Source organism: Xanthomonas melonis (genome assembly GCF_020783655.1).
Classification (GTDB): domain Bacteria; phylum Pseudomonadota; class Gammaproteobacteria; order Xanthomonadales; family Xanthomonadaceae; genus Xanthomonas; species Xanthomonas melonis.
This window is the reverse complement of the sequence record NZ_JAJGQH010000010.1, coordinates 109,137-135,264: the sequence shown is the minus strand read 5'-3', so window position 1 is coordinate 135,264 and position 26,128 is coordinate 109,137. Positions and strand designations below refer to the sequence as shown.

Genomic DNA, 26,128 nt, shown 5'->3' with positions numbered 1-26,128 from the left:
AGGCGATGGCGATCACATGCACGCTGCCGCACACGTGCTCGCCGCTGGTGCGCGGCGGCATGCACGTCCAACGGAGAATCGATCAGCGCGCGCCTGCGACGGCGGATTGCCAGACAACGTGCCACCGCTCTGCATCGGCGAGCGGCTTCACTTTCCGCACATGCGCCGCTACGCGCGCGTCAGCGCACTGCTGTCGAGCATCTGCCCCACGGTATTGAGCAGGTCGTTGAGGCTGAAGGGCTTGGGCAACAAGGCCATGCCGTCGGCCAGGAATTCCTGCCGGGTGACGGCGTTTTCTGCATAGCCGGTGATGAACAGGATCGGCAGGCCCGGCCGCAACGTGCGCGCCACATCGGCCATGTCGCGCCCGTTCATGCCGGGCAGCCCGACGTCCGAAACAACCAGATCGATGGCCACTTCGGTGCGCAGATGCGCCAACGCGCTGTTGGCATCTTCGGCCTCGATCACCTCATATCCGGCGTCGCTGAGCACCTCGCTGACCATCACCCGCACCACATCGGTATCGTCCACCAACAGGATGCGCGCATTGTGCGTGCGCGGCGCGCTCGGTGCCGGTGCTGGCGGCTGTTCGCCGGCGGCCAGACCGCGCGGCAGCAGCAGGGTCACCGTCGTGCCCTCGCCCAGCCGGCTGGCGATCCGCGCGGTGCCGCCGGACTGGCGCGCGAACCCATAGGTCATCGACAGCCCCAGGCCGGTTCCCTCGCCGATGGGTTTGGTGGTGAAGAACGGTTCGAACACCTGGTTGAGGATGTCTGGCGCGATCCCGCTGCCGTTGTCGATCACCTTCACCGCCACGTAATCGCCGTCGTCCAGCTCGGGGTCGTCGTGCGCGGTATGCGCGGCGGTCTGTACGCAGATGCTGCCCTGGCCCTGCACCGCATCGCGGGCATTGATCACCAGGTTGAGCACCACGTTTTCCAGCTGATTGGCATCGGCCACCGCCACCAGCGCGGCATCGGCCAGCTCCAGGTCCAGCCGAACGTTCTCGCCGATCGAACGGCGCAACATGTCTTCCAGCGAACGCACGCGCAGATTGACGTCGAACGGCTGCGCGTCCAGCGATTGCTTGCGCGCGAAGGCGAGCATGCGCTGGGTCAGCGCCGCGGCGCGGTGCGCCGATCCGGTGGCGATCTCCGCCAGGCGCGGCACCCGCTCGATACGGTTTGATTCCACCGCCAGCTGGATCATGTCCAGACCGGAGATGATGCTGGTGAGCAGGTTGTTGAAGTCGTGCGCGATGCCGCCGGTGAGCTTGCCCAGCGCCTCCATCTTCTGCGCCTGCAGCAGCTGGATCTCGGTGCGCTGGCGCTCGGCGATCTGGTGCGCCAGCTCGGTGTTGGCAGTGTCCAGCTCCTGACGCTGCGCGCGCTCGCGCCGACGCTGCTCGGTCACGTCCTCGACCATCAGCAGTCCGAGATCCGGCTCGCGATATGGCGACACCCGCCATTCGGTCTCGCAGGGCTTGCCGTCGCGCAGGATGGTCAACGCCCCGCTCCAGCGCTCGCGATCGGCCAGCGCAGCAGTCAAGGCCTGCACCGTGCCCGCCTGCTCCGGACCTGCGGCGCGGATCGCCTCGCCCGGGCTGGCGTCGCCGATCAGGCGCTGGAACGCGGCATTGCTCTCATGCGTGCGCAATTGCGCATCCACCACCGCGATCGGCGCGCTAATGTGTTCGAAGATCTCGCGAAAGCGCGCCTCGCTGACACGCAAAGCTTCTTCGGCCTCGCGCGCGCGCAGCAGCGTGCGCAGCGTGGCGACCAGCACATTGGGATCCACCGGGTGGATCAGGTAGGCATCGGCGCCGGCATCCAGCCCGGTGATCATGTCGCCGGTGGCGATCGATGCGGCCGAGACGTGCACCACCGGCAGCAGCGCCGTGCGCGGCTCGGCACGCAGCGCGCGTACGACATCGAAACCGCTCATGTCCGGCAGGTTGACGTCCAGCACCACCGCAGCGAAGGACTGTGTGGCGAGCCGGTCCAGGCCCTCGCCGCCGGTGCCGGCCTCCTCCACCGCGAAGCGATGATGCTCGAGCACGCGACGCACCGAATAGCGCGTCACGGCATTGTCGTCCACGACCAGGATGTGGTGCTTACTGCCCAAGTGCCTTCTCCGCTGCCAGCGTGACCGGCAGTACCACGAAAAATTCCGAGCCCTGGCCCACTACGCTGTTGATGCCAACATGCCCGCCAAGCAGTTCGGCGAACCGCTTGCAGATCGACAGGCCGAGCCCTGTGCCGGTCAGCCGCTTCTGCAGCGGCGAGTCCACCTGTACGAAATCCTCGAACAAGGCCTCGTGAAGTTCGGCGGGAATGCCGATGCCGGTGTCCTGCACGCTGAAGCGCACATGGCTATCGTCCTCCAGCTGCGCCAGCACGCGCACATGGCCCTGCGGGGTGAACTTGAGTGCATTGGAGATGAAGTTGCGCAGGATCTGCGCCAGCTTCTTGTCGTCGGTATAGAGCATCGGCAGCACCGGCGGATCTTCGAAGATCAAGGTGGTGGTGGTGCCGTCGGCGAGCGGACGGAACATGCCGCGCAGGGCGGCGAACAGATCCATCAGATCGAACCAGCCCGGCGAAATGGTGATGCGGCCTGCCTCGATCTTGGCCAGATCCAGCAGGTCGTCGACCATCTCGGTGAGCTCGCGCGCCGAAGCGCTGACGAAGCGCACCTGTTTGAGCTGCTCGCCGTTGAGCGGCCCGTCCATGCCATCCTCCAGCAACCGCGTGATGCTCAGGATCGATCCCAGCGGGGTACGGAACTCATGGCTCATGTAGGACAGGAACCGGCTCTTGAGCTCGGAGACGTCGCGCAGCTGTTCGGCCTGCTGGTCCAGTTCGGCATACAACGCGAGCACGCCCTGATTGGTCTCCTCCAGCTCCTCGCGCAAGGCCTGATTCTGCTGGCGCAGCGCAGCCAGTTCGGCCAGCGGATCGCTGCCCGGTGTCGCATCGGATGCGGTCATTGCATGGCTCCCAGACGCATGACGAAAACGCAGGCATCGTCGCGGCCGCGGGCATAGTCGCGTGCCAGCACTGCGGCGATGATGCGCGGATGGCGCGACAGCAGCCCCGGATGGTCGCGCAGGTTCCAGCGCGACTGCAATCCATCGCTGTGCATGACCAGCCATCTGCCCGCCGCCTGTGGAAAATCGAACGGTTGTGCCTTTCGGAACTGCACGCCGACGATGCCCGGATGCGAGGGCATGCCCCGCACGCCGTCGCCATCGCACAGCGTCGCGGCAATATTGCCCACCCCGGCAAAGCGTGCCCGGCCGGTGTCGGCGTCGAACTGCAGCACCGCCGCCGCGCCGCCGCGGGTGCCGGACATGCCCGCATGCAGCCGCGCGAGGCGCTCGCCGGGCTCGCCGCTGGCAATCGCCGCGGCACGCACGCCGGCATCGGCGGCGTCGGCCGCCCCCGGTCCATGGCCCAGACCGTCGATGACGGTCACGGTGATGCGCTGCGCATCGATTGCCAGGTGCCAGGCATCGCCGCACGCCGCTTCGCCGTGCAAGGGCAGGCGCAGGGCGCCATACGGCAGGTCGGCCGCCAGGTCGGGATCGGCGTACACGCGGGCCAGTACCACCGCGCCATGGGTATCGGAATAGGCGTCCAGCAGCGCGGCATGCCGCTGTACCGTGCCGAGGCCGTTCCCGGGCGTGCGACCGGTGGAGTATCCATCCGGCAGGCAGTCGGCAAGCACGAAACCCGGGCCTTGATCGAGCGAGCACAGCTCCACGCCCGGACCGTCGCGGCCGGCCACGCTGCACAACTGCATCAGCCCGCCACCGGCATGGTTGAGCAGGTTGGTGCACAGTTCGGTGGCCACCAGGGCGACGCGTCCGCAGCCGTCCTCGTCGAAACCGCTGGCCTGGGCCAGCGCCACCGCGTCGCGACGCACCTGCCCCACCTGGGTGGCCTCCTCCACGCGGATCACCTGGGTGAGCGCGCCGCTGAAGGTCACTTCCATTTGGTGATGGTGATGCGGGTACCCTTGCCGGCTGCGCTGTCCAGGACGAAGTCGTCCACCAGGCGCCGGCTGCCGGACAATCCCAGGCCCAACCCGCTGCCGGAGGTCCAGCCGTCGGTCAGGGCCAGGTCCAGATCCGGGATGCCAGGCCCCTGGTCGCGAAAGGTCAGCTGCACACCCTTTCGGCTGCCGCTGTCCAGCAACGTCCAATCCATATCGCCGCCGCCGCCGTAGATCACGGTATTGCGCGCCAGTTCGCTGGCCGCGGTCACCAGCTTGGTCTGGTCGACCAACCGCAGCCCGCATTGCACCACCAGCTTGCGCACGGTCTGCCGTGCCAGTACCACGTCCTGTTCGGTGCGCACCGGTTGCGAGCCGGCGGTCATGAATGCTGATCGGGTTGTTGCAGCAGACGCATGCCGCGTTCGACATCGAGTGCGGTGCGCACCGATGGCAGGGTCAGGCCCAGCTCGACCAGGGTGATCGCCACCGCCGGCTGCATGCCCACCACCACGGTCTGGGCGCCCATCAGCGCAGCCAGCCCGGAAATGGTGCTGATCATGCGACCGATGAACGAATCGACGATATCCAGCGCCGAGATATCGATCAGCACGCCGCGCGCGGAGGTGGCGCTGATCTTCTCCGACAGGTCTTCCTGCAGCTGCAGCGCCAGCTGGTCGTGCATGTCCACCTGGATGGTGACCAGCAGCAACTGGCCCATTCGCAGGATCGGGATGCGCTCCATATCAGTCCGCCTTGCTCACGATAGAGCCGGTGCGCTTGAGCGCCAGCGCCAAAGCATCGGCCAGGTTGGCCTTGGTCACGATGCCCTGCAGATCCAGCCCCAGGTGCACGATGGTCTGCGCGATCTGCGGGCGCACGCCGCTGATGATGGCGTCGGCGCCCATCAGCCGGATCGCTGTAACGGTCTTGAGCAGATGCTGCGCCACCAGGGTGTCCACGGTGGGCACGCCGGTGATGTCGATGATGGCGATTTCCGAGCCGGTATCGACGATGCGCTGCAACAGCGACTCCATCACCACCTGGGTACGCTGCGAATCCAGCGTGCCGATCATCGGCAGCGCCAGCACGCCGTCCCACAGCTTCACCACCGGCGTGGACAGCTCCAGCATCTCTTCCTGCTGGCGCACGATGATGTCCTCACGGGTCTTCTGGAATGTCTTGACGGTGTACAGGCCCAGGCGGTCGAGCAGTTCGGACAGCGCCCACAACTGCGGGCCGAGTTCGTCGGGCATGCTGGCGTACTCGCGCTGCACCAGCGCGAACAGCACTTGCTTGAGCGAGAAGATGAAATTGGCGGTTTCCTGCGAATCGAAACCGCGGGTGGCGCGGTCGCGCGACAGGGTTTCCAGGAAGCGGCGAACCTCGCTCCATTCGGCGCTGTCCAGGCTGCTGCCGTCGTCCTTCAATGCGGCCACCAGCAGGCTCAGGAACTGCGCGCTCTGGGTTTCCAGGTCCTGCCGAGGGATGCGCGCATCGTTGCCAACGCCGGAGCCGAGCCAGGCGGCCAGCAATGCCTGTTCCTGGTCACGAATCGCGTCGATCGAGCGCTGCTGCAATGCCACCATGAGATCACCCGCCGGAAGATAAGAAGAAGGCTGGGCATGCGGGCCGGATGCGCCCGTGACGACGCGGCGTCCCCCACGCCGATGCGCAGCAGAGTAAAGCAATTCAGATTCGGCAACCAGCGATGCACCCTGTAGCAGTCAGGTGAGGCCGGCGCTGCAGTGTGACATCGCGGTGTCGGCGCCGACCGTGCGCCGTGCCTCGCCTGCGCACATGGGCACGGCCACCTCGCCTGCAGCGATCGCGACCGGCAATCGGCGAGTGGGGCCGCGCAACCCGGTGTCGGCCACAGCCACGGCGCTGCGCTGCGCGAACCACTTCGACCGACGCCGGCGTGGTGTACGACCGCTGCATCGGTGCATGCCGCGACACACCGTTCCAGCGGTCACGGCGTGCAGGCGAGCGTACGCCAGGCGCGCCTGCGGCATCCGTTCCGGCGCAGGCGCGGCAACCTGCAACGCGCTGTGCCATCGGCGACGGTGTCGCCGCACCTGGCGTCATGCTCTGATCGCGCTCCGAGTTCTCCGAGACCCTGCTTCCCATGTCATCGCTTTTCTCTGCTTACACGCTCAAGGATGTCACCCTGCGCAATCGCATCGCGGTACCGCCGATGTGCCAATACACCGCCGTCGATGGCTTCAGCAACGACTGGCATCAGGTGCACTACGCCAGCCTGGCGCGCGGCGGTGCCGGGTTGGTGATCGTCGAGGCGACCGGGGTGTCGCCGGAAGGGCGCATCACACCCGGCTGCCTGGGCTTGTGGAACGATGCCCAGGCCGAGGGTCTGGCGCGTATCGCCGCCGCCATCGCGGCAGCCGGCGCGGTGCCCGGCATCCAGATCGGTCACGCCGGGCGCAAGGCCAGCGCCAATCGTCCCTGGGAAGGCGACGACCATATCGCCGCCGCCGACGCGCGCGGATGGGATACCTTGTCGCCCTCGGCGATCGCCTTCGGTGGCGGCCTCTCCAAGCTGCCGCGCGAGATGACGCTGGACGACATCGCCCGCGTACGTGGCGATTTCGTCGCCGCCGCCCGGCGTGCGCGCGACGCCGGCTTCCAGTGGCTGGAACTGCATTTCGCGCACGGGTATCTGGCCCAGAGCTTCTTCTCGGTGCACGCCAACCAGCGCCAGGACCGCTACGGCGGCGATGCCGAAGGACGCGCGCGCTTTCTGCTGGAAACCCTGCAGGCCGTGCGCGCTGTCTGGCCGGAACACCTGCCGCTGACCGCCCGCTTCGGCGTCATCGAATTCGATGGCCGCGATGAGCAGACGCTTGCCGAGGCCATCGCGCTGACGCACGAATTCAAGCGCAGCGGCCTGGATCTGCTGAATGTCAGCATGGGTTTCAGCACGCCGACTGCGCAGATTCCGTGGGGCCCGGCCCTGCTGGCGCCGATCGCCGAACGCGTCACCCGCCAGACGCAGCTGCCGGTGGCCTCGTCCTGGAACATCGACGATCCCCACGAAGCCGAGCGCGTGGTCGCCGATGGACAGATGGAACTAGTGATGGTCGGCCGCGCACACCTGGCCAACCCGCATTGGCCCTACCAGGCGGCACTGGCACTGGGTCAGGACTCGCCATCGTGGGTCTTGCCGGCTTCATATGCGCACTGGCTGGAGCGCTACGGTCAGCGCAGCTGAACGCAGGCTCGTTCGCGCTGCCAGGCAAGCCGCATCGCGCCCGCATCAGGCGGCGCCGTGCGGGCCGGGCACGTCGCTGCGGCAGGATGTCGCCGCACCGTCTCCGCGGCGGCTGGCAGCGTAGCCGATGCCTGGCTGGCAGGGCCTGGCGGAACCCACCCGTCAGCGGACGCAGACCGCCAATCGCGGTCAGGCGCCCGGCTTACAGGCCATAGCGCTCCAGGACCTCCAGATGCGGGCGCAGATCCTGATCGCTGGCCTCGGCCAACCGCAGCCAGCACATCGGGTGAGGCCACCGCGCCATCAGGACGAGCAGGGCACCATGCAGCTCCAACGGGGCCACCGCCTCGGGCAAGGCCACGGTGAACAGCACGCCCTGCAGGCCCGAGTCGGCGCGCTCCGGGTCGAAAGCATCCGGTTCGGCCGGATCGATCACCCGATAGTCGTCGCGGCTGTGCACCCACAGCTTCCAGCCCCGCGCCTGGATGTCCGCACGCAGCGCCTCGATCGCCTCCTCCCCGGGATGGGCACCGTCCACCAGCCAGCTGCTGCCGTAGCCGCCGGCCTGCAGCACGTGCACCTGCGCATGCGTCGGCACAAACCGCTCGCGCTCGTCGGGGTCCTCGGGTAGCGCATGCAGCAGCTCTGCATCGAACACCACCCAGTCGCCGACGTGCTGGCGCCGATGCGCGGGCGCATTTTCGACGATACGTGCGGTAACCGGCCCGGTACGGCGTGCGCAGTACTCCACCGCTTCGCCGTCGTCCACGCACCGCACGATCACCCAACCCCAGTCTTCTTCGACAACACCCTCGGAGCTGCTCAACTGCATGCCCAGCGCCTGTGCCGATGCCCGCACCGCCGGCCAGTCCTGCGCTGCGCTGGCGGCGGTCATGTGGTCCCAGTGCGCCGAGCGCGGCTCGTCCATCAGCACGGTGAGCTGCCGGTAGGCCGCGGCGGCATCGGCGAAGCGACCGGTCTCCAGGTACATGCGCGCCAGCAGTCCACGTGCGCCATGCGAATCGGGCGAGCGCTCCAGCAACGCCGTGCAGGCCTGCTCCAGCGCCGGCCAGTCGGCCAGTCGCTGCGCCAGCTGCGCTTCGCACCACAGGGCCACGACCGGCAGCTGCGGGCGATACAGCTGCGCCAGCCGGCGCACGCCAGCCTCGTCGCCGCGGCTCAGCAGCAGGTTCATCAGCCGGAAGGTCGGGCCTGTTTCGCGATCGGCATGCCGCTGCACGAAGCCCCACAGCAATGCGATGGCCTGCTCGTCCGCGGCGCAGGCGTTCAATGCCGAGGCGGTGGTATCCACCAGCTCGGCATCGTCGGGCCGTTCGGCCACGGCCTGCAGCAGCCAGTGCGCTTCGCGTTCGGGATTGCGCACGATCCGCTCGCCCTGGCCGTTCAACCACTCCAGCAACTGCGCAGCCGGCACCGGCATCGGTTCGCCCACGGGCGCGGCCTCGATACGCGCCGCCAGGCCATCGAGCAGTTGCGCCGCACCGCGGTCCCGGTGCAAGCGGGGCAGTTGCGCGCGCGCCAACGCCAGGTGCCGGCGCGCGGTCCACACCGCCCCGCGCAGCAACGCCAGCTCGATCGCCAGTTCGGCCGCCTCGATCAGGATGCGGTGCGCACCGACCTGAGCGTAATGATCCAGCATCGCCTGCAGCCGGCCACCCAGATCCCAGGTATTGCGCGCGGGCGAGCGAGCCGCCAACAGGGCCACCGCCCGCAACCAGTGCATGCGATAACGCGGCGCCACCTCGCGCCACGGCAGCAGCGCATCCAGCGCTTCGTCGTCGCGATACAGCAACGCCAGTGCGCGCGCTTTCTGCAAGCGGCGCGGCTGGCTGCAGTTGGCCCATTCCACGCCCTCGCGCGCGGCCTCGCGTTCGCGCTGCTCGATCAGTGTCAGTGCCTCCTCGGCGCGCCCCAGCGATAGCAGGATCGAGATGCGCATATCCGGCACGCCGTCGTAGATCTCGCCACCGTGCGCCATGATCGCCTGCGACTGCCGCTCCAGATACTCCAGGGCCGCCTCGCCGCGCCCGTCATCGAGCAGCGCATCGGCCTTTTCGCAGCTCAGGCACTGGTAGCACGACCAGCTCGGATCGATGCGCGCCAGGGTTTCGTCGCAGACCTCGATGCGCTCGTCCACCCAGCCCGGACCATCGACATTGGCGTAGCAGGCGGCCAGATCCTGGGTCACGCAGACCGATTGCGGGCACTCCACCGCATCGGCGCGGTGCGCCCGTTCGAACAGCGTCACCGCATCGCCCAACGCGCGTTCGCCTTCGCACAGATTGCCGACCCGGTTGCGCATCTCCCAATGCCCGACGAACACCTCCAGCCAAGGATTGGCCAGCGTCTTGCCCAGTGCGCGCGCTTCCGGCAGCAGGGCTTCGGCGCGTTCGATCTGCAGATCGCAGATATGGTCGGTCAGCCGCGTCAGGAGCTGGGCGTTCTGCGACTGCCCTGCCTCGCTCAAGTCGTCCTGCAGCTTTTCCACCCAGTTCCAGATTTCCATCGCGTTGTCCTGCGTTGCGGCGCTCAGCGCGCCAGCAGTTGGGTCACCGCCCCGGCAAGATCGCCGAAGGCCTGGTTCAAATCCGGGCCGCCTGCCCCTGCGCTGCCGCTCTGCGGCGGCGTGCGCCCCTGCGCGGAGACGATCACCTTCAGTGCGCGCAGCAGCCGGGCCGCCGCCTCCGCCTGCGGATTGCCGCCGCGCCATGCCGCCAGTAGCGCCTGCAGCGCCGGATTGTCGAGATTGAGATACAGCCGCCGTGTCTGGCGCGCGTCGATGCGTGCGGTGAATTGCCGGGCCAGCCGCAATGCAGCGGTCGAAATGCGTTTGTCGTTTTCGTCCTGTTCCAGCCGGCGCTTGAGCTCTGCCTCGCGATCGGGCACCACCACCAGTGGCAGCTCCGCTGGGCTGAAGCGTGCCGGCACCAAGGCTTCGCCGTCGCCCAGATGGTGTTCCAGCCATGCCAGTTCGTCGGCCGGCAGGCTATCGATCCGAAACAGCTGGCGGTTGCCCTGTTCGGTTCCCAGCTCGACCAGGCGCATGCCCTTGACCTGTGCCCAGCGACGCAGGAACGGCACCACCGCATACCGGTTTCCGTACGCCACCGGCACGCCCATCGCGCGGAACAGCATTTCTTCGAAACCGCTGTCGCTATCGAGGATCACGTGGACGGCGCCGCGCGACGGCAATTGCTGGGCCGGCAGGTCGCCCTGCGAGGTGGGCACGCGCACATGCTCCAGCAGCAGATCGAACAGCCGTTCATCGCACAACGCCGCACCCAGCAGGGCCTCGTTGTGCCGGAGCAGGATGCGTCGCCAGGCTTCCGGCTGCTGCCGCGCCACCTCCGCCAGCCCCTGCACCAGTGCTTCGGACAAGGCGTGTTGTACCGCTCCGTACACCGGGTCGCGCTGCAGGTCCTCGCGGCTGGCGGTCGGCGTCAGGCGATTGGATTCGATCACCCCGCCGATGAATCCGGCCCACGGCGGCAACAGTTCGCGCGCGTTGTCGTCCAGCAGCATCCCGCGCAGGAACACCGACAGGTTGCGGTTGTCGCTGGTACCGTAAGTGGCGCCGTCCTGCACCCATAGCAGGCCCACCGCATCACTGCTGTCGTCCGCCCGCACCGGCATGCAGCACAGCGGCTCGAAGTTGCGCTCGAAGCGCGCCGCGAACTCGCGTTGCCGGCGCCACGCCTGCACGGGGTGCAGGGGCGCCGCATCGGGCATGCGCCACGGCGGCGGCTCGGGATTGATCGGCCGCGCATCGGCGCCCACCCAGATCGGCTCGCGCAACAGCGCGCAGTACCGCGACAGGATCTCGTGCAGCCGCGCATCCTGCGCTAGTGACAGATATTGTTCGTGCAGCTCCAGCACCACTTCCGTTCCCACGCCTGCGCGTGCCGGGATCGGACTGACCGTGTAGTGCTCGGCGGTACTGGAGATGTAGCAATGCCCCAGCGCCGGAGCCTGGTAGGACGTCGTGCGCACGGTGACCCGCCGTGCCAGCACGAAGGCCGACAGGAAGCCCAGCCCGAACATCCCGATCAGGTCGCTGTCCTCATGCCCACCCTGACGCAATCCACGCGTATAGCCGACGCCCACGGTGGCCAGGTAGTCGTGGATTTCCTGCTGGGTCAGTCCTGCACCGGTATCGACGATGCGTACGATACCCTGCCCCGGCTCGGCGTAGACGTGGATCCGCGCGTCTTCGTTCCAGCCGGGTTGTTCCAGGCGACGCCGCAGAATCGAATCGTGCGCGTTCTGCACCAGCTCGCGCAGTGCCACCACCGGCGTTGAGTACAGATGCTTGCTGAGGACAGACATCAATCCGTTGAGATCGACCCCAGCGCGGCAGATCTGTGAGGCGTCCATCGCCTCGGCGGTGTGATCTTGCATGATCGTCGTCGTTTCGGGGGCGACCACATCCATCCTCGGACGCGCGCGCGGGTGGAAGAGCGAGCCGGAAAGGATAGCCGCAAGCCACTCCCCGCGCACGCATGCATCGCTCCGGCAGCACGGGTATGGTACCCACCCGAGCGTGACGCCCCCGGCCCTCTCGAAACGGGCACCGGGGGCGTCGCTGCCGCCCCGGCTCCGGACGGTCAGCGTTGCAGGGTCTCCATCGGTGCCTCGTTGAAGTGCTGGCGATAGCCCTTGGCCAATGCCGAACGGCTGCCGACTCCCCAGCGGCTGGCGGCCTGCAGCACGCTGCCGCAACCGCCTTCGGCAAGCAACTCGTCGCGGATGCTCTGCATCCGGTAACGCCGCAGCACCTGCGTTGGCGACAGGCCGGTGGCGGACTTGAAGGCCTGCTGCAGCGCGCGTCCGGTGACGCCGATCTGCGCCGCCACCTCGTTGATCGAAAGATCCGACCGATGCGCATTGGTGATCATGTAGCTGTAGGCGCGCCGGTACTTGGCCGGTAACCGCGCCGAGATATCGTCGCTGACGTGCACTGGCGCGCCGCCTTCCAGCAATCGCGGCGCCTGCACCTCGCTACGCAGGCATTGCACGGCACCCAAGGCGTAACGGTTGTACAGCAACAATGCCTGTTCGGTGCGTCCGAGCGCCTGGCTGATCTTGGCCTGGCAGTACTCGAACTCCAGGTTCCAGCGCGGCGCGTGGTGCCGGCCGGCACCGGCCAGCGCGCGCTCGGCCAGATCCGCGCGCCCCACCGCCAGGGCCGCCAACGCCAGCTCCACCTGCGCATCCTGTCGCGCACACGGTGGGTACCCCGTGGCCGCCGCCGGCAACGCATCGATCTGGGCATCGAACCCGAAGGTATCGCCGCCGGCGATTCGCAACAGGTTGCGTACATGACGCATACGCTGAGCGAGTACCGGCATGCTTTCGGTCAGATCTGCGATACAGGCGCGCAGCTCGCTGGGCTCGAATGCATGCGTGGCGTCTTCCTGCCGCAGCGTGGCTTGCCAGAACACATGGTCGCTCATCCGCTCGGCGCGGCGGATGCGCAGCTGCGCGAGCATGTCCAGGCGCACTGCGGAGCTGATCTGCAGCCATTGCGACGCGTTGGTGTCCAGCTCCGACAGCGCCTCGTGGGCCCGCTCCAGGGTTTGCAGGGCGAGCGTGCTCTGGCCGAGATGAAAATGAGTCAAGCTCTTGCCGAGCAGGCTCTCCCCGCGCAGGTAATCTGGCGTATCGCGATCCATCGCCAACTGCGCAAAGCAGTTCAGGGCGGCGCTCAGACGGCGCTGGCTCAGCATCAGCCACGCCGTATTGCGACACGACAACAGGCGCAGCTGGCGTTGCTGTCCGCGCACGGACTTCAACGCCTGGCGGTACGCCTCTTCGGCTTCCTCTTGGTACTCGAGGATCAACAGCACATCGCCACTCGCACCGAGCAAGCTGACTTCATCGTCGTCCGGCTCGGAGGCGACCTGCCCGTCGCGACGTTGTTGAAGATGTTGCAGACCTTGTGGCCAAGCACCGACTAGCATCCTGCTTGTATAGATAGGAAGACGATCTGCGTAGGACAACGCAGAAATCGCTGCAAAGTAGGTGGAAAGGATCATGCCGAGCTCTCTCAGGGGGAATGAGCAAAAGAACGCAGTACGCCGATGTGGCGGACGCAACCGATTGTATGCAGCGGATCCGTTGGAAATTCCCCTCCCCGCAGGCGGTAAACATCAAAAAATCTCAACCTGTCCTCCTGCGCGCAGGTCGCGCGTTTCGCCTGTGCGGGCGGTGTTTGCGTACGCGTCAGCCATGACATGTCTGGACATCGGCGCGCCATGCGTCGGCGCACTGGAAGCGTCTTTTCACTCCGGAGCATCCGACGCCGTGGCGCAAGATCGGTTTACGTACCGCTTCGCCGTCGAGCCACCGGTGTCATTTCATGTCTTGTGCATGACCACTTCGATGTCGCATCGATTCGGGACGTGGGGCCCACGCGCTTGATCGGGGCGGTCTTGTCGATGCAGCTGCGCCGACCGACTATTCCGCCCCACCGGAATGCCCCTCATGAATCGCAATAGATTGGTCTAGACCTTTGCGCCAGCGCTGGCGGAGCCTTCCCGATGGCCGCGCGTCGTTGCGATCCGGCGGATCAGGCGCACGCCTATCCGCAGCCGCTCCCTGGCCTTGGTTGCATACCCGCTGAGTTAGAGCAGCATTACGCGGAGCTGAGCGCAGGTTAAAGCGCAACCGCATCGAACCGAAGAAAAGTACGTGGGAGTGAAACTTTTCGGCCCAGCAATGGTACATACCATTGCGTCCGAGCTCGACCGGACGCCCCTGTTAACCGGACGATGTGGCGATGCGCTTATTTCTCTTTGCCGGCTTTGGCTCCATACCAGCGGCCCACTGGCCGTATTCCGAGCGGGCAGCCCATGTCCACCGTCAGGCGGCGGCAGGCTGATGCACGGCCCCCTCTCCGGCAGGCAACGATCGGTGTTTCTGCTGACGCAGGACGCCCGACTGACCTCCCAGGTCCATGCCAGTCTCGCTCCGTTGGAGGCCAATCTCGCGGTGTTTTCCGACGAATTGGAACTTCTCCGTTCCCTGCGGCATTCGCCCTGCGAGCTGCTGGTGTTCGATGCCGCCTGCGTCGCCCCCGACGACAGCTCGGTGCTGGCCTGGCAGCGCTGCCACAGTGGTCATCCCACCCCGTTGATCGTATTGGGGCGCTTCGATTGCGCCAGCGACATCCTGGCCTGGTATGGGGTAGGCGCACATGAGGTCCTGGCGCTGCCGTTCAATTCGCATGAGCTGCATGTGCGGGCGACGCTCGCGACCGCACAGAGCGCGCCGAGCTGCCCGCAATCCCAGCACCTGAGCGTCGGCCCCTATCGTCTGAGCCGGGAGCAGAACACGGTCTACCTGCACGGCAACCCGATTGTGCTGACCGCTCGCGAGTTCTCGATCGCCTGGCTGCTGTTTTCCAGCCCTGGCGTGTGCTTTCGCCGCTGCCAGCTGGCCAAGGCCGTGTGGGGCAGCCATACCGAGTTCACCGACCGCACCATGGAACAGCACATCTACAAGCTGCGCAAGAAATTGCAGCTGTGCAATCACGATGGTTCGGTGCGCATCAGAACCGTGTATTCGCATGGCTACAAGCTGGAACTTGCCATGCAGGACCAGGAGGCATCGCTATCCAATAAAGGTGGCAGCCAGAACCAGGGGCATCATTCGGCTGCCTGCTAGCGCGTCCTGGCCTGCGTTCCTGGACAGCGCAGGCTCTGAGGTACCGATGCGACCCGACAACACGCCGGGCATGCCTAAGCCTCACCTAGAACAGTGGGCCGCCACTTCGCGTGTGCGACCGCCACCCATGCAAACGACGACGGCGCAGATTTTTCTGCGCCGTCGTCGTTCGATCGGACGATCCGCCCTTACTGCTTCGGATCTTCGCCATATTCGTTTGCGCCCGGCGTGCCCTCCAGGCACATGAATACCAGGACGATCAGACCACCCACGTAAGGAACGAGACTGATCAGATAGAACCAGCCGGACTTACCCTGGTCGTGGAAACGACGGACGCTCACTGCGATGCTCGGCACGATCAAAGCCAATGCGACGATTACCATGATCGCGCCAATCAGCCACGCCAGCGCACCGGGACCATTGTCACTGCCCATCACTGCCGCTGCGATGGCGAACATGCCACCGAGCACAAGCAGGACGATCAGCTGCAGCAGCACAAACATCCAATATTCCTTGCGGCGCGAACGACCATTGAAGTCGGCATAGCGCTTGAGCGGCAGCAACATCCATTCCATCGTGAGTCTCCAAAGCAAGCAATGTGATCCGCTGCACAATGCAGCGGGCCGCGCATGGTGCCATAGCAGACGTCTTGTGAAAACGATTTATCCATAGGCGGATATGTTTCATGCCCCGCCGTCCGACGGACGGTCGCATGCAACGCGCTCCAGTGCAGGCAAGCCCAGCGCCTTCCGCCAGCGCCCTTATCGCAAGGAGCTGGCTGGCGGCGGCTGGGCTCTGACAGCAACGAGTGATTCAGTCCGCCGCCGCTTCCAGCGCCTGGCTCAGGCGCTCCACCGCAACGATCTCCATCCCCTTGATACTGGACGTCTTGGGGGCATTGGCGCGGGGCACGATGGCGCGTTTGAAACCGTGCGTCGCGGCCTCCCTCAAGCGGTCCTCGCCGTTGGGCACCGGGCGGATCTCGCCGGACAAGCCCACCTCGCCGAAAGCAATGGTCTTTTCCGATAACGGCCGATCGCGCAACGAGGACAGCACTGCCAGCAGCACCGGCAGGTCGGCCGCGGTTTCCTGCACCCGGATGCCGCCGACCACGTTGACGAATACGTCCTGATCGCCGACCACGATACCGCCGTGGCGATGCAGCACCGCCAGCAGCATCGCCAGCCGATTCTGTTCCAGACCCACCGCCACCCGACGCGGATTGGACAAAGGCGATGCATCCACCAGGGCCTGCACCTCCACCATCAGCGGCCGGGTGCCTTCGCGCGTCACCATGACGCAGCTGCCGGGTTGCTGCGTGCTGCCTCCGGACAGAAAGATCGCGGACGGGTTGGAAACCTCCTTCAGGCCCTTCTCGCCCATCGCGAACACGCCCAGTTCGTTGACCGCGCCGAAGCGGTTCTTGAACGCACGCAATAGCCGGAACCGGCTGCCGCTTTCGCCTTCGAAATACAGCACCGCATCGACCATGTGTTCGAGTACGCGGGGACCGGCGATGCCGCCCTCCTTGGTGACATGCCCGACCAGGAACACGGCCGTGCCGGTTTCCTTGGCGAAGCGCACCAGCCGTGCCGCGCTCTCGCGGACCTGGCTGACCGAGCCGGGCGCTGCGGTCAGCGACTCGGTCCACAGCGTCTGCACCGAATCGGCCACGATCAGCTTCGGTCGTGCAACGCTGGCATGCTGCAAAATGTGTTCGATGCCGGTTTCGGCGAGTGCATTCAGGCCCTCCAGCGGCAGGTCCAGACGCACCGCGCGGCCGGCGACCTGGGCCAGCGATTCTTCGCCGGTGACATACAACACCGGAAGCGTGCCGGCCATGCGCGCCAACGCCTGCAGCAACAGCGTCGATTTGCCGATACCGGGGTCGCCACCGATCAGCACCACCGCCCCCTCGACCAGCCCGCCACCCAGCACCCGATCGAACTCACCGATGCCGGTGGATACGCGGGCCTGCTCGGTCTGCCGCACATCCTTGAGCGCGGTGATCTTCGGCGCCTCGGCCTTGCCGGCCCAGCCGCTACGCCGTGCGGCGGCAGGCGATGCCTTGCCGCCCGAGGAAGCACTTTCGAGCACGATTTCGCTCAGCGTGTTCCACACGCCGCACTCGGTGCATTGCCCCTGCCACTTGTTGTATTCGGCACCGCATTCGCCGCAGACATAGGCCGTCTTCGCCTTCGCCATCTCGCTGTTGCCTGTCTCGTCAAACCACCAGCATAGTGGTTGACGGTCTCAATCGGCGCGACCGCACCGCCAGCCACCGTTGCTGCCCACGACGTCTGCGTGTCGCGGGTCTGCCGCACATGCCATCCGCAAGACTCGCTGCGGCGTGGCGGCACCCGTTCTGCGGAACGCAGACGGGAAAACCAACATGCGGCGCGGCATGCGACAGGTCGCTGCCGACGCACAGCACTGCACCCGCAACAACTGCTTGCACGCGCAGCGCGGGGCTTCGATCTGCTGGCAACAACCGGCTGCGTTCTGACGTGGCTGCAAGCGCGCGGCAACGGCTCGGCGATCGCCTGCTTCACACGCCCCTGCTTGTACCGCTTGTAGCGTCGCTGCCGAGATCGGCCGCGCAGGCGACGGATAGGCGTCGCTTATCGGAAAGCCGGTCCGCTTCGCTGCAGGTCGACAGGACACTGCAAGGCACGCAACCAACGGAAGAGGTCGCCATGAAACATCTCATCATTCTGCTATTGGGACTACTTGCACTCGGCCATGCGGGCGCGGCGCACGCGGATGGCTGCGGCGGCAATCTCATCGATCACAAACCCGTCCGCATTGCGGGCGAAAGAGTCGGTGAGCTGCAGCTGTCCTACAACGGCGGCAACGGCCGAAACTGCGCGGTCTTTGCGCATCTGGGCCCTACCCGGGGCAAGCCGTTGATGACCAGCGTGGAGGTCTATGTCTGCAAGCCCAACCGCAACAACTGTGGCGTCTGGCAATGGGACCCGTGGTGGGATCGCGACGACGACATCTATTCCTACCAGGCAGGCCCGGTGCGTATCGACGGACGCAACAAATGCGTACGGGCGATGGGCTATCTCGAATACAAGGGAGAAACCGCGGTTGCGGTTTCCGACGTGCATTGCCGCTAGTGCAACGCGCGTCCAATTGAAACGGCGGCGCATCCACGCGCCGCCGTTTCGCCGTAGGAGCCCAACGCTGGGCTCAGCGAGCCTTGTACAGTTCGCTGAGGCGATCCGGCTTACCGGCGATGCGTTCCAGATGCGGATACAACAGACCGCCGTGGTAATCGATGCGGACCGTCTCGTAGCGATCGCCACGCCTGACCAGCAGTTCGATCGGCGCGGTAGTGCCCTTGGCAGCCTTGATGGCGTCCTTGATCACCTCGCCACCGAACGCGCGTCCGTTGACGGCGACGATGGCGTTGCCGCTGATCAGCCCCGCAGTGAATGCCGGGCTGTCCCATAGCACCTCGCTGATCTCGCCGGAGCCTTTCAGCGACAGACCCAACGAGTAGGTCAGGCTGACGTCGCTCTCGTTGCTTTCTTGGGTCTTCGTGGCCAGATTCGGCTCGTCGTTGTAGACCAGTTTCCAGCCGTTGGCCTCGATGCCACCATTCAACGAGCCGTGCCCGTCCATGCGACTGCGCAGCAGGCTGGCCCAATCGTAGGCAGCCACGCCGTTGAGGGTGGCGACGATCTCGTCGAAGGTGTACGGATTGACGTCCCAGTCTCCATTCTTCATGCCGAAGAAGGCCTTGCCGAAGTCGTCGATCGAACGCTTGTTGTTGGTCAGCTCGCGCAGCTTGCTGTCCACTTCCAGCCACATCATCTGTCCGCCGGAGTAGTAGTCCTCGCTCATTTGATAGCTGCGGTAGGCCTTGGGCCGGCGCATCGACATGGTGGGGTCATTGGTGGTGTCCTGCACCGTGCGCCAGGCCATGCCCGGGCGACCACGCTCGTAGGTGGCTGCAACGCCGGCCAGCATGTCGCGCGCCTGGTCCTGCGTCCACAGCCCCGAACGCGCCGCCATCACCTCGCCCCAGAACTGGGTCTGGCCTTCGTACAGCCACAACAGGCTGTCGCCCATCGGCACATTGAAGTTGGGCGTGGCCAGGTCGGCGCCGCGACGGTATTTGCCGTTCCAGGAGTGATTGTATTCGTGCGCGAGCAGGTCGCGCATGGTCCAGCTCTTGTCCCACTCGGTGAAATAGTTGGGCGGGCCGCTGTTCTCGCTGGAACGGTGATGCTCCAGCCCGATGCCGCCCAGCTTCTTGGTCAGCGCCAGCAGGAATTCGTAATGATCGAAATGCCGTGCGCCGTACAGTTTGTCCATCTGCTGCACCAGTGCCGCATGCGCCTTGATCTGCTCCGGCTTGGCCTCCAGCGACTTGGCTTCGTCGGCGAATACGTTGAGATAGACCGGCTGCTTGCCGCCGCTCAGCTCCACCCGCTTGTAGTACTTGCCGGCGAACATCGGCGAGTCGACCAGGTCGTCGAAATCGATCGGCTTGAACGTGACCGTGTCGCCCACGCGACGATCTGTTTCCAGTGCGGTGGCATAGCTCCACCCGGCCGGCAGGGTAACGCTGGCCTGCGCCTTGATATTGCGCGCGTGGATACCGGCCGGATACAGCGCAGTGGTGTTCCACTGCAGGTTGAGCATTTCCGGGGTCATCATCACCCGGCCCTGGTTGCTGGCCTGCGGCGAAAGGAATCTGTACTCGGCGACAAGCTCGCTGGCACCCTGAGGCACATCCACCTTGAACGCGTAGACATCGAACTGGTCGCGGGTCCATGGCACCACCTTGCCATCGACCTTGACCACCAACCCGGCGAGCTTGTCGATCGGCCCGGCCGGCGAATGATTGCCGGGAATCCACTGCGGATACAGCAGCGTCATCGGGCCCGGCTTGGCCGGCATCGTGGTCCTGACCTTGAAGATGCGTCGCGTCAGATCGGTGGCATCCACGTCGATCTTCAGTGTGCCCTCGAACGGGACGTCCTGCGGCGGCGCGGTTTGCGCAGCGGCTGGCAGAGACAACGCCGCCAGCAACGACACGGACAACAAGCTTGGCATTTTCATCGCAACTCCGCAGGTGACCTGGAACAGGCAAGCCCACGATGCTAAGCGCCAACCAGGCGTTACCCGTATGCCATTGGTCATGGCATGGACCGCTTGCCGGCAAAAAAAAGCCGCCAACGAGTGGCGGCTTGTTCGCTCGAACGCCAATGCCTGTCAATGCATCATGTTGACATTCATGTTGTGCAGCACCCACAGCGAGCCGACGATCACGATGCCAATGATCAGCAAGGAGAACAGCCCCACCTGCACATTGGAGCGCTGCTCCGGCGAACGGTCCATATGCAGGAAATACACCATGTGCACCAGCATCTGCACCCCGGCCATGACCGAGATCACAACAACGGTGACGCCCTTGGAGAATGCCCCGCTCATCACCATCGCAAACGGGATCACGGTGAGGATGACGGCCATGACGAAGCCGATCAGGTAAGACTTCAGGCCGCCGGCATGCGCATCGGCGACGTTTTCGGTGTGGTGGTGATTGGCCATTACAGCGCTCCCAACAGATAGACGACGGTGAACACACCGATCCAGATGATGTCCAGGAAGTGCCAGAACAGGCTCAGGCAGGCCAGGCGGGTGCTGTTGCGCGCGGTCAACCCATGCTTGGAGATCTGGATCACCAGCACCGCCATCCACAACAGGCCCGAGGCCACGTGCAGGCCGTGGGTACCCACCAGGGTGAAGAATGCCGACAGGAACGCGCTGCGCCCAGGACCTGCGCCTTCATGGATCAGGTGGTTGAACTCCCAGATTTCCATGCACAGAAAGCCGATGCCCAGCAGCGCGGTCACCGCCAGCCAACCGTACAGGCCACCCATCTTGCGCCTGTGCGCGGCGATCATCGCAAAGCCGAAGCTCAAGCTGCTGAACAGCAGCAAGAAGGTTTCCACCAGCACGAACTTCAGATCGAACAGTTCCTTGGCGGTCGGTCCGTCCACCGTGGCGCCGGACAGCACCGCATAGGTGGCGAACAGGCCGGCGAACAGCAGGCAGTCGCTCATCAGGTAGACCCAGAACCCGAAGACGGTGTTGCCACCGGCATCGTGATGTTCGTGGTCGTGATCGTGGCCGCCCGCGTGGGCGACGTGGTCAAGCGTGGTCGAGGAAGCCATGGTCATACCACCTTCGCGGCCTGCGCCGCCTGTTGCTGTTCGAGCAGGGCGAAGCGTGCGTTCTCGATGCGCTCCACTTCTTCGGCCGGCACCCAGTAATCGATATCGTTATCGAATGTCCGTGCGATGAAGCTGCCGATCATGCCCACCAGGCCGACGATGGCCAGCCACCAGATGTGCCAGGTCAGGCCGAAACCCAGCAGTACGCTGAAGGCCCCCATATACACGCCGGCGCCGGTGTTTCGCGGCATGTGGATCGGCTCGTACTTGGACGGACGCACCCAGCCCTTGCCGTTCTGCTTGTCGGCCCAGAACTGATCGCGGTCGTCGATGTGCGGCAGCACGGCGAAGTTGTAGAACGGCGGCGGCGAAGAAGTTGCCCATTCCAGCGTACGGCCGTCCCACGGATCGCCGGTATGGTCCATGTGTTCCTTACGCTTCCACACGCTGTAACCGATCTGCACCAGGTTCAGGAAGATGCCCAGGCCGATGATCGCCGCACCCACTGCGGCCACATACAGCCACGGCGCCCACTCGGGATGGTTGTAGGTGTTCATGCGGCGGGTCATGCCCATGAAGCCGAGCACGTACAGCGGCATGAAGGCGATGAAGAAGCCGATGATCCAGCACCAGAACGAGGCCTTGCCCAGCTTCTCGTTGAGCTTGAAACCGAACGCCTTCGGGAACCAGTAGGTCAGGCCTGCCAGGTAACCGAACACCACGCCGCCGATGATCACGTTATGGAAGTGGGCGATCAGGAACAGGCTGTTGTGCAGCACGAAGTCCACGGCCGGAATTGCCAGCATCACGCCGGTCATGCCACCGATGGTGAAGGTGATGATGAAGCCGATCGTCCACAGCACCGGCGAGGTCATGTGCACGCGACCGCGGAACATGGTGAACAGCCAGTTGAAGATTTTCACGCCGGTCGGGATCGAGATGATCATCGTCGTGATGCCGAAGAAGGCATTGACGTTGGCACCCGAGCCCATGGTGAAGAAGTGATGCAGCCACACCACGAACGACAGCACGCCGATGCACGAGGTGGCGTAGACCATCGAGGTGTAGCCGAACAGACGCTTGCGGCTGTAGGTGGCGATCAGCTCGGAGAAGATGCCGAACGCCGGCAGGATCAGGATGTAGACCTCCGGGTGACCCCAGATCCAGATCAGGTTGACGTACATCATGGCGTTGCCGCCACCGTCATTGGTGAAGAAGTGCGTGCCCAGGTAACGGTCGGCACCCAGCAGCGCCAGCGCCACGGTCAGGATCGGGAACGCGGCGATGATCAGGATGTTGGTGATCAGCGCCGTCCAGGTGAAGATCGGCATCCGCATCAGGGTCATGCCCGGCGCGCGCATCCGCATGATCGTCACGAAGAAGTTCACGCCGGTCAGCAATGTGCCCAGCCCGGAGATCTGCAACGCCCAGATGTAGTAATCCACACCGACGCCCGGACTGTATTCCAGCCCCGACAACGGCGGGTACGCCAGCCAACCGGTCTGCGCGAATTCGCCGACGCCCAGCGAGATGTTGATCAGCGCCGCGCCGGCCACGAACAGCCAGAAGCTCAGCGAGTTCAGGAACGGGAACGCCACGTCGCGTGCGCCGATCTGCAACGGCACGATCAGGTTCAACAGGCCGGTCATGAACGGCATGGCCATGAAGAAGATCATGATCACGCCGTGCGCGGTGAAGATCTGGTCGTAGTGATGTGGCGGCAGCACGCCTTCGCCACCGCCGCCGGCCAGCGCCTGCTGGGTGCGCATCATCGCTGCGTCGGCAAAGCCGCGCAGCAGCATCACCAGCGCCACGATGATGTACATCACGCCGATGCGCTTGTGATCCACCGAAGTGAACCACTCATTCCACAGGTAGCCCCACAGCTTGTACTTGGTGATGGCGCCCGCGATGAGCAGGCCGAGCAGGCCGGCACCACCCAGCGCGACCATGATGATCGGCTCGTGGTACGGAACCGCCTCGATCGTAAGTTTGCCTAGCATCACTTGTCTCCGGAAGTGCACATGGCGACCGGCTCTGCAGCCGATGCCTGATGGTCGCCGTGATGGCCTTTGCTATGGCCTGGACCATTCATGTATTTGTCGACCAGCGAGCGGAACATGCCTTCCTGCACCGACGAGTAGTAGGTGACCGGATACTGTTCCTTGTCGTTGCGATTGGCCGCCAGCACCTGATATTCGGCGGCATTGAGCGCGGTCGGCGAAGCCTTGACCTTGGCCACCCATGCATCGAAGCCAGCCTGGTCGAGCGCGTGCGCCTTGAAGCTCATCTTGGAGAAGCCGTGACCGCTGTAATTGGTGGACAGGCCGAAATACTCGCCAGGCTCATCGGCCACCAGGTGCAGCTTGGTTTCCATGCCCGCCATGGCGTAGATCATGGTGCCCAGGTGCGGAATGAAGAACGAATTCATCACCGTGTCGGAGGTGATCTTGAAGTTCAGCGGCGTGCGCACCGGGAACGCGATCTCGTTGACGGTGGCGATGTTCTGGTCCGGGTAGATGAACATCCACTTCCAGTCCAGCGACACCGCTTCGATGGTGATCGGCTTGACCTCCGAATCCAGTGGCCGGTACGGGTCCAGCGCATGCGACGAGCGCCAGGTCAGCACCGCCAGCACCAGAATGATCACGCACGGGATCGACCACACCACGACTTCGATGGCGGTGGAGTGCGACCAGTCCGGCTCGTAGCGCGCCTTGGTGTTGGATGCGCGATACTTCCACGCGAACGCAATCGTCATCACGATCACCGGGATGACCACGATCAGCATGAGCACCACCGAGGTGATCAGCAGTTGCTTCTCGTCGTGGCCGATCTGGCCTTTCGGATTGAGGATGGCCGAGTTGCAGCCTGCCAACAGCAGGAACGGCAACATCAGGCCTGGACGAAGTAAACGCCCGAGATGTTTCAGCGGAATCATCGGTCGATCCAAGTGCGAAGGAACGCCAGCCCCGTTCGTCGTATCTGCAGCGCAGATGTCCAACGGTGCCCATCGGTGTTGATGGCGGGCGCGCGCAGACCGAGGACCCGGGTTAGCGCGCCAATTTTAATCTTTGCTGCACCTGCACGAAAGCCGTTGGCAATGATCCGCCGCAATTAATCCGCGCAAAATTGTGCGACATGTTGTCGCAGCGCAGCGAAACGCCGCCACGCGTACTGGCGCCGGTTCGCAATGGCCGGAAGATGCGGCCGTGCGAATGCCTCCAGAAGGCAAGAACTGCATGGGCACGCCCAAACGCAGCTGGGCCGGCCAAAGGCCGACCCAGTGCAAGGTGATGGTGCCGGAAATAGGAATCGAACCTACGACCTACGCATTACGAATGCGCCGCTCTACCAACTGAGCTATTCCGGCGAGCCGCCAATTGTAGAAGTGTGCCGAGCCTGCGGTCAATCGCCCGGCCGCTAGCGACTGGCCGGTGGCCGCTGCCAGCGGCCTCAGCCCACCAGCCGCAACCGCAGTTCCTTGGGCAGCGCGAACACCATCGATTCCGGCTCGCCTTCCAGTTCGGAGACGCCAGCCGCACCCAGTTCGCGCAAGCGCGCCAGCACGCCATCGACCAGCACCTGCGGCGCAGAGGCGCCGGCGGTCAGGCCGATATGCTGCTTGCCAACGATCCAGGCCGGGTCGATCTCGCTGGCGTTGTCGATCAGGTAGGACTCCACCCCGTCGCGCCGGGCCAGTTCGCTCAGCCGGTTGGAATTGGAGCTGTTGGGCGAACCGACCACCAGCACCAGGTCGCACTGCCGCGCCAGATCGCGTACCGCGTCCTGGCGGTTCTGGGTGGCGTAGCAGATGTCGTCATGGCGCGGCCCCTGCATGGCCGGATACCGGGCCCGCAGGGCTTCGATGATGCCCATGGTGTCGTCCACCGACAGCGTGGTCTGGGTGGTATAGGCGAGATTGTCCGGCTGATCGATCTGCAGCGTGGCGACCTGCCCGATGTCTTCCACCAGGTAGATCTTGCCCGCGCCTCGCTCGCGACTCCATTGGCCCATGGTGCCTTCCACCTCCGGATGGCCGGCATGGCCGATCAGCACCACGTCGCGGCCGGCCCGGCAATGCCGTGCCACCTCGAAATGCACCTTGGTCACCAGCGGACAAGTAGCGTCGAACACCTTCAGCCCGCGACGCTCGGCTTCCTGGCGCACCGCCTGCGAGACGCCATGTGCGCTGAAGATGACGGTGGCGCCGTCGGGCACCTCGTCCAGCTCCTCGACGAAGATGGCGCCGCGCTCCTTGAGATCGTCCACCACGAAGCGGTTGTGCACGACTTCGTGCCGCACGTAGATCGGTGCGCCCAGCGTCTCGATCGCACGCTTGACGATCTCGATCGCGCGGTCGACACCGGCGCAGAAGCCGCGGGGGTTGGCGAGCAAAACATCCATGGCAGGCATTCTACGGCAATGGGAAGTGGGATCGGCGGGAATGACAGTCGCCGGCAAGCGGCTTCAGCCTCGATTCCCGATTCCCGATTCCCGATGTCCGTGTTTGTCGAACAGGCCGAACACTGCGATCCCGATGGCGCCTCCCACGATCGCCGAGTCGGCGATGTTGAAGGCCGGCCAGGTATGGCTGCCGATGTACCACTGGATGAAGTCGACCACATGGCCGTGCATCAAGCGGTCGATCACGTTGCCGATCGCCCCGCCGATCACCAGGGCATACGGCAGCGCGCTACGCCAGTGCCCGCGCGCGGTGCGCGACAGCCAGAACGCCAGCAAGCCGCTGATGCCCACCGCCAGCGCGATGAAGAACCACAGCTGCCAGCCGCCGGCATCACTCAGGAAACTGAAGGCCGCGCCGGTGTTGTAGGTGCGATACCAGTTCCAGAACCCGTCGATGACCGGCACGGGCGTGTATTCAGGCAGGCTGGACAGCACCCAGGCCTTGCTCCACTGATCGAGTCCGACCACTGCAACGGACAGCAGCAGCCAGATCAGGGCGGAGGGTTTGGGTCTTGCGGTCATGGAATCACCTTGGCTGTTGCGACTCCCGGGTTCGGAA

At 65.1% G+C, this 26,128-nt stretch carries 21 protein-coding genes and 1 tRNA gene; 3 read left to right on the top strand and 19 right to left on the bottom strand.

The annotated features are described in order from the left end of the window. Nucleotides 1–168: 168 nt before the first annotated feature. From LL964_RS11790 to LL964_RS11765, 6 genes are read right to left on the bottom strand one after another with little or no spacing between them, the layout of a single operon-like run. Entirely contained in the window at nucleotides 169–2,124 is a 1,956-nt protein-coding gene (locus tag LL964_RS11790; RefSeq protein ID WP_104584271.1) for a response regulator, read from the bottom strand. Then, nucleotides 2,114–2,989 carry a sensor histidine kinase gene (locus LL964_RS11785; RefSeq protein WP_104584272.1) on the bottom strand — a complete coding sequence of 292 codons (876 nt, stop codon included), beginning with the start codon at nucleotides 2,987–2,989 and terminating at the stop codon, nucleotides 2,114–2,116. The genes LL964_RS11790 and LL964_RS11785 overlap by 11 nt, the downstream gene beginning before the upstream one ends. Beyond that, nucleotides 2,986–3,996 carry an ATP-binding protein gene (locus tag LL964_RS11780; RefSeq protein WP_104584273.1) on the bottom strand — a complete coding sequence of 337 codons (1,011 nt, stop codon included), beginning with the start codon at nucleotides 3,994–3,996 and terminating at the stop codon, nucleotides 2,986–2,988. Before LL964_RS11780 ends, LL964_RS11785 begins: the two co-directional genes overlap by 4 nt. Further along, nucleotides 3,987–4,382, bottom strand: a complete 396-nt coding sequence (locus LL964_RS11775; protein ID WP_104584275.1) for an ATP-binding protein — start codon at nucleotides 4,380–4,382, stop codon at nucleotides 3,987–3,989. The genes LL964_RS11780 and LL964_RS11775 overlap by 10 nt, the downstream gene beginning before the upstream one ends. After that, complete coding sequence (locus tag LL964_RS11770; protein ID WP_104584276.1) at nucleotides 4,379–4,741, bottom strand: STAS domain-containing protein; 363 nt, start codon at nucleotides 4,739–4,741, stop codon at nucleotides 4,379–4,381. Before LL964_RS11770 ends, LL964_RS11775 begins: the two co-directional genes overlap by 4 nt. A gap of 1 nt (nucleotide 4,742) precedes the next feature. Continuing rightward, entirely contained in the window at nucleotides 4,743–5,585 is an 843-nt protein-coding gene (locus LL964_RS11765) for an STAS domain-containing protein (protein ID WP_104584278.1), read from the bottom strand. A gap of 539 nt (nucleotides 5,586–6,124) precedes the next feature. On the opposite strand from LL964_RS11765, the gene LL964_RS11760 reads away from it, so the two are divergent. Beyond that, the gene (locus tag LL964_RS11760; RefSeq protein WP_104584281.1) at nucleotides 6,125–7,225 is read left to right on the top strand and encodes an NADH:flavin oxidoreductase/NADH oxidase; all 1,101 of its coding nucleotides are present in this window, start codon (nucleotides 6,125–6,127) and stop codon (nucleotides 7,223–7,225) included. Between the two features lie 202 nt (nucleotides 7,226–7,427). On the opposite strand, the gene LL964_RS11755 is transcribed toward LL964_RS11760, so the two are convergent. From LL964_RS11755 to LL964_RS11745, 3 genes are all read right to left on the bottom strand, one after another. Then, nucleotides 7,428–9,752: a tetratricopeptide repeat protein gene (locus LL964_RS11755; RefSeq protein ID WP_104584282.1), complete on the bottom strand. Its 2,325-nt coding sequence runs from the start codon at nucleotides 9,750–9,752 to the stop codon at nucleotides 7,428–7,430. 23 nt (nucleotides 9,753–9,775) lie between these two features. Then, nucleotides 9,776–11,644, bottom strand: coding sequence for an ATP-binding protein (locus LL964_RS11750; protein WP_167395159.1), 1,869 nt, complete (start codon nucleotides 11,642–11,644; stop codon nucleotides 9,776–9,778). 206 nt (nucleotides 11,645–11,850) lie between these two features. Next, the gene (locus LL964_RS11745; protein ID WP_208621372.1) at nucleotides 11,851–13,206 is read right to left on the bottom strand and encodes a helix-turn-helix transcriptional regulator; all 1,356 of its coding nucleotides are present in this window, start codon (nucleotides 13,204–13,206) and stop codon (nucleotides 11,851–11,853) included. Between the two features lie 919 nt (nucleotides 13,207–14,125). On the opposite strand from LL964_RS11745, the gene LL964_RS11740 reads away from it, so the two are divergent. Next, nucleotides 14,126–14,911, top strand: a complete 786-nt coding sequence (locus LL964_RS11740; protein ID WP_104584287.1) for a winged helix-turn-helix transcriptional regulator — start codon at nucleotides 14,126–14,128, stop codon at nucleotides 14,909–14,911. A 188-nt stretch (nucleotides 14,912–15,099) separates the two neighbouring features. On the opposite strand, the gene LL964_RS11735 is transcribed toward LL964_RS11740, so the two are convergent. Together LL964_RS11735 and radA are read right to left on the bottom strand one after the other, a co-directional pair. Continuing rightward, complete coding sequence (locus LL964_RS11735) at nucleotides 15,100–15,486, bottom strand: DUF805 domain-containing protein (protein WP_104584288.1); 387 nt, start codon at nucleotides 15,484–15,486, stop codon at nucleotides 15,100–15,102. 238 nt (nucleotides 15,487–15,724) lie between these two features. Further along, a complete protein-coding gene (gene radA, locus LL964_RS11730) occupies nucleotides 15,725–17,116 on the bottom strand; it encodes a DNA repair protein RadA (RefSeq protein ID WP_104584290.1) in 1,392 nt (463 codons plus the stop codon). Nucleotides 17,117–17,418: 302 nt separating this feature from the next. Between radA and LL964_RS11725 the strand changes: the two genes are divergently transcribed. Next, complete coding sequence (locus LL964_RS11725; RefSeq protein ID WP_167395160.1) at nucleotides 17,419–18,033, top strand: hypothetical protein; 615 nt, start codon at nucleotides 17,419–17,421, stop codon at nucleotides 18,031–18,033. A 73-nt stretch (nucleotides 18,034–18,106) separates the two neighbouring features. Here LL964_RS11725 and LL964_RS11720 read toward each other — a convergent pair whose 3' ends face one another. The 8 genes from LL964_RS11720 to lspA all read right to left on the bottom strand — a co-directional run bounded on the left by LL964_RS11720 (nucleotide 18,107) and on the right by lspA (nucleotide 26,091). After that, nucleotides 18,107–19,987, bottom strand: a complete 1,881-nt coding sequence (locus LL964_RS11720; protein WP_167395161.1) for a M61 family metallopeptidase — start codon at nucleotides 19,985–19,987, stop codon at nucleotides 18,107–18,109. Between the two features lie 153 nt (nucleotides 19,988–20,140). Further along, nucleotides 20,141–20,476, bottom strand: coding sequence for a cytochrome o ubiquinol oxidase subunit IV (gene cyoD, locus LL964_RS11715; RefSeq protein WP_104584293.1), 336 nt, complete (start codon nucleotides 20,474–20,476; stop codon nucleotides 20,141–20,143). Then, nucleotides 20,476–21,108: a cytochrome o ubiquinol oxidase subunit III gene (cyoC, locus tag LL964_RS11710; protein WP_208621373.1), complete on the bottom strand. Its 633-nt coding sequence runs from the start codon at nucleotides 21,106–21,108 to the stop codon at nucleotides 20,476–20,478. The genes cyoD and cyoC overlap by 1 nt, the downstream gene beginning before the upstream one ends. Continuing rightward, nucleotides 21,105–23,105: a cytochrome o ubiquinol oxidase subunit I gene (gene cyoB / locus LL964_RS11705; protein ID WP_104584295.1), complete on the bottom strand. Its 2,001-nt coding sequence runs from the start codon at nucleotides 23,103–23,105 to the stop codon at nucleotides 21,105–21,107. The genes cyoC and cyoB overlap by 4 nt, the downstream gene beginning before the upstream one ends. Next, nucleotides 23,105–24,043 (bottom strand): ubiquinol oxidase subunit II, encoded by a 939-nt coding sequence (gene cyoA / locus LL964_RS11700; RefSeq protein ID WP_104584296.1) that lies wholly within the window; start codon nucleotides 24,041–24,043, stop codon nucleotides 23,105–23,107. The genes cyoB and cyoA overlap by 1 nt, the downstream gene beginning before the upstream one ends. Nucleotides 24,044–24,399: 356 nt before the next feature. Next, nucleotides 24,400–24,475 (bottom strand) — tRNA-Thr (locus LL964_RS11695). A gap of 83 nt (nucleotides 24,476–24,558) precedes the next feature. After that, complete coding sequence (gene ispH, locus LL964_RS11690; RefSeq protein ID WP_104585513.1) at nucleotides 24,559–25,509, bottom strand: 4-hydroxy-3-methylbut-2-enyl diphosphate reductase; 951 nt, start codon at nucleotides 25,507–25,509, stop codon at nucleotides 24,559–24,561. Nucleotides 25,510–25,572: 63 nt separating this feature from the next. Then, a complete protein-coding gene (gene lspA, locus LL964_RS11685) occupies nucleotides 25,573–26,091 on the bottom strand; it encodes a signal peptidase II (RefSeq protein ID WP_104584298.1) in 519 nt (172 codons plus the stop codon). Between the last annotated feature and the right edge of the window lie 37 nt (nucleotides 26,092–26,128).